The sequence below is a fragment of the Kitasatospora sp. NPDC093558 genome, from assembly GCF_040683475.1.
In the GTDB taxonomy this organism is placed as follows: domain Bacteria; phylum Actinomycetota; class Actinomycetes; order Streptomycetales; family Streptomycetaceae; genus Kitasatospora.
The window spans coordinates 1-4,215 of sequence record NZ_JBFBDY010000546.1 but is presented as its reverse complement, the minus strand read 5'-3'; the positions used below and the strand labels follow the sequence as shown (position 1 = coordinate 4,215).

The 4,215-nt window shown below is 74.8% G+C and carries 3 protein-coding genes; 1 reads left to right on the top strand and 2 read right to left on the bottom strand.

Annotated features, from left to right (window positions below):
* The first annotated feature begins 302 nt into the window (after positions 1 to 302).
* A complete protein-coding gene (locus AB0O00_RS31100; protein WP_363657428.1) occupies positions 303 to 2,780 on the top strand; it encodes an excinuclease ABC subunit UvrA in 2,478 nt (825 codons plus the stop codon).
* Between the two features lie 34 nt (positions 2,781 to 2,814).
* Here AB0O00_RS31100 and AB0O00_RS31095 read toward each other — a convergent pair whose 3' ends face one another.
* Both AB0O00_RS31095 and AB0O00_RS31090 read right to left on the bottom strand, forming a co-directional pair.
* Positions 2,815 to 3,972 (bottom strand): metallophosphoesterase, encoded by a 1,158-nt coding sequence (locus AB0O00_RS31095; RefSeq protein WP_363657426.1) that lies wholly within the window; start codon positions 3,970 to 3,972, stop codon positions 2,815 to 2,817.
* A gap of 99 nt (positions 3,973 to 4,071) precedes the next feature.
* Positions 4,072 to 4,215, bottom strand: a 144-nt coding sequence (locus AB0O00_RS31090; protein WP_363657430.1) for a hypothetical protein, incomplete at its 5' end; no start/stop codon positions are given.

Sequence of the window (4,215 nt, the reverse complement as noted above, 5' to 3'; positions counted from 1 at the left end):
GGGCCGCTCGCCCGCCTGCCCGCCGCCGCCGACTGGTACCGCGCGGCACTAGGCACGTCGGGCTGAACTCGGCTCCGCCCGGCCCGAGTTAGGGCGTGTCTTTCGGATCAGGCCGGGTGCCGCGGCGGGGCCTGGCGACCCGCCGGAGAATCGGCACACGAAGGTTCGTCCAGTAACATAAGTGGCTTCCCCGGCAGGCGCCTTCGGCGCGCCCGGGCCGTTCGGGGCGGGCATCCCCGGGATTTCCGATCGCGGTGACTGCGCCACCCGGAACGTCACCGCTGTGAGACGAGGCAGCGACGATGACTGGAACCGCACGACCGGCCGACACCATCCACGTGGTGGGCGCGCGCACCAACAACCTCCGCGACGTGACGCTGAGCATCCCCAAGGGCCGGGTGGTCGCCTTCACCGGCGTCAGCGGCAGCGGCAAGACGTCCTTAGCGATCGACACCATCCACAGCGAGGCGCAGCTGCGCTACCTCGAAGGCCTCTCGCCGTTCGTGCGGCAGTACATCACCCAGCGGAACCGGCCGAAGGTGGACCGCATCCTCGGGCTCGGTGCGACCCTCGCCGTCGACCAGCGCCGGCTGAACCGCAACCCCCGCTCGACGGTGGCGACGATCACCGGCATCGACGGGCACCTCGGGCTGCTGTACTCGCGGCTGCCCGGGATCGGGCCGGACGCGGCCGACCTGCCGGGCCACCTGTCGACCGCGCACTTCGACCGCCACTCGCCGGAGGGCAACTGCCCCGAGTGCCACGGCGTCGGCGGGCGCTGGCAGGCGCAGGCCGACCTCGTCGTCACCGACCCGGACCGGCCGCTGTTCGACGGCGCGTCGCCCTGGTACGCCAAGTGGCGCTCGGGCGAGCACGCCTTCGTTCCCGCGCTGGCCGAGAAGCGCGGCGTGGACCTCGCGCGGCCCTGGCGGGAGCTGCCCGAGGAGTTCCGGCACTGCGTGCTGTACGGCACGGGTGACGAGAAGATCGAGGCGACGGTCGACATGCCGAACAAGAACGAGACGGCGTCGTGGACCTACACCTCCAGCCAGCCGATGCGCGGCGCGCTCGCCGAGGTGGAGCGCGTCTTCGCCAACGCCGGTACGCCGAGCGCCAAGCAGCGCTACCTGCCGTACATGCGCAAGGTCGCGTGCGAGGACTGCGGCGGCACCGGCTACGGCGACGCGGCCCGCACCATCCGGCTCGGCGGGCTCAGCTACCCCGAGCTGCTGGAGGTCGACGTGCGGGCCGTCCGGCACTGGGCCGGGGACGTGGTGGCCGAACTGGGCGCGGCCCAGCGGGAGGTGGGCGAGCCGCTGCTCCAGGACCTGGCCCGCCGGCTCGGCGTGCTGGAGCGGCTCGGCCTCTCGCACCTCCAACTGACCCGGAGCGCCGTCACGTTGTCCGGCGGCGAGCTCCAGCGCACGCGCCTGGCCGCGCAGTTGAGCACCGAGCTGAGCGGCATCACCTTCGTCCTGGACGAGCCGGGCACCGGCCTCCACCCGGCCGACAAGGCGCACCTGCTGGACATCGCGCTGGAGCTGCGCGAGGCCGGGAACACCGTGCTGATCGTCGAGCACGACCCCGAGCTGATCGCCCGCGCCGACTGGATCGTGGACATGGGGCCGGGCGCCGGCCGGCTCGGCGGCGAGGTGATCGTGTCGGGCAAGCCCGCCGAGGCCGCCGCGCACCCGCAGTCGCTGACCGGCCGCTACCTGGCCGGGGACGGCCCCCGGCTGCGGCGCGAGCGCCGCCCGGTCGGCGAGCGGGCCGGCTGGGTGGAGCTGCACGGGCTGTCCGCGCACAACGTGACGGCGGAGCGCGTCCGCTTCCCGGTCGGGCGGCTCACCTGTCTGACCGGCGTCAGCGGCAGCGGGAAGAGCAGCCTGCTCGGCGCGCTCGGCGCGGGCGTGGAGGCCGCGCTGAACGGCGAGGCCGCCGAGACCGTGCGTTCGGTGACCGGCACCGACGCGTTCAGCTGGGTCGCGGTGGTGGACCAGGAGCCGCTCGGGCGCACCCCGCGCTCCAACCCGGCCACCTACAGCAAGGCCTTCGACCTCGTGCGCAAGCTGTTCGCGGACACCGACGAGGCCCGCCGGCGCGGGGTCAACGCCTCCTGGTTCTCGTTCAACACCGCGGGCGGCGGGCGCTGCGAGACGTGCACGGGGTACGGGCGCAAGCTCGTCGACATGCACTTCCTGCCGGACGTGTGGGTGGTGTGCGACGAGTGCGACGGCCGCCGGTACAAGCCGGAGGCGCTGGAGATCACGTATCAGGGCCTGACCATCGACGGCGTGCTCGACCTGACGATCGCCGAGGCCGTCGAGCGGCTGACCGGACCCCGGCAGCTCGCCGAGACGCTGGCGGCGCTGGAGCGGGTCGGCCTCGGCTACCTCCAGCTCGGCCAGAGCGCCACCGAGCTGTCCGGCGGCGAGGCGCAGCGGCTCAAGCTCGCGGCCGCGATCCAGCGCGGGTCGGCGGGCCGCAAGGCCGGGCTGGTCGTGCTCGACGAGCCGGTCTCGGGCCTGCACCCGTCCGACATCCAGCGCATGGTGGACGCGTTCGACGTCCTGCTGGACTCGGGCAACACCGTGGTCGTCGCCGAGCACGACATCCCGGTGGCCGCCTCGGCGGACTGGGTGATCGACCTCGGGCCCGGCGCGGGCCCGGCCGGCGGGGCCGTCGTGGCGGAGGGCACCCCGGAGGACATCGAGCGGGCCGACACGCCGACGGCGGGCTTCTTCCGCCGGTACGCGGCCGGCGAGCCGCTGCTGGGCTGAGCCGCGGGCCGTCCCCCGTTCCTGTGGGCCGTGCTCAGGAGCGGGGGACGGCCAGCGTGACGACGGTGACGTCCGGGTCGGCGCCGAGGCGCACCGGCGGGCCCCAGAAGCCGGTGCCGCGCGTGACGTAGAGCAGCGTGCCGCCGAACCGGTGCAGCCCGGCGACGGCCGGATTGGCCAGCCCCGCCAGGTGGTTGAACGGCCACAGCTGCCCGCCGTGGGTGTGGCCGGACAGCTGGAGGTCGACGCCGTGCTTGACCGCCTCGTGCACCTGCACCGGCTGGTGGGCGAGCAGGACCACCGCCCGGCCCGGGTCGCGTCCGCCGAGCGCGGCCTCGTAGTCCGGGCCGAGGCCCTCGTCGGTGCCGCTGGCGTCGTTGACGCCGGCGAGGTCGAAGCCGGGCAGCGGGACCCGCTCGTTCACCAGCGGGCGCAGTCCGAGCCGGCGGACGAAGTCGATCCACTGCTGCCCGCCCGAGTAGTGCTCGTGGTTGCCGGTGACGAAGTAGACGCCGTGCGGAGCGCTGAGCCCGGCGATCGGCGCCACCTCCGGGCCGAGTTCGGCCACGTCGGCGTCCTCGACCAGGTCGCCGACGACGGCGATGAGGTCGGGCCGCGTCCCGTTGACGAGCTCGGTGATCTGCCGGGCGCGGGCCCGGCCGACCAGGCTGTTGAGGTGGATGTCGCTGACCACGGCGATCCGGAAGCCGTCCGCTCGTGGGTCGAGCCTGGCGAGCGGGACGGTCAGGTGCTTGACGGTGGGCGGGCCGAGCGCGGTCGCGGCGCCGTACCCGACGGTCGCGGCGGTGGCGGCCCCGGCGGCCAGCGCGAGCGAGCGGCTGACGAACAGGCGGCGGGACGGGTCGGGATCGGACCCGGACCGTCGGTGCAGCGCACGGAGGAGGAGGGGGCGGACGGCCTCGGTGACGAGCAGCGCGAGGGAGAGGTAGAGGATCCCGGCCATCCACAGGAAGCCCGGCCAGCCGATGGCCACCGCGAGCGGCTTCGGCAGCGCGCTCTCGGCCGGCGGCGCCGCCACGAGCAGCAGGCCGAGGACCACCAGCAGCGCCGTCCCCGCCCGGCGCGGCCACGAGCCGGGGGCCGTCGTGTCGCGGACGACGCGCCGCCAGGCGTAGTAGTGGACGGCGGCGAGGGCGGGGAGCACGAGGGCGACGAACAGCGCGGATGTCACGGCGGTCTCCAGACGCGCGGCGCGCGAACGGCGGGGCGGGGGTGGGTGGTTGGGAGCGTTAGTGGCTGGGCGTGTGAACGGCCGGGTTGCGCCGCCGGGTCAGCGTCCGGCCGGGGCCGGGGTGCCGTACCAGCGGCGCAGGGCTGCGGCCAGGCCGTCGTCCGGGGTGCGTCCGGCCCACGCGACGTAGCCGTCCGGCCGGACGAGGACGTAGCGGGGCCGAAACCGGGACCAGCCCGCACC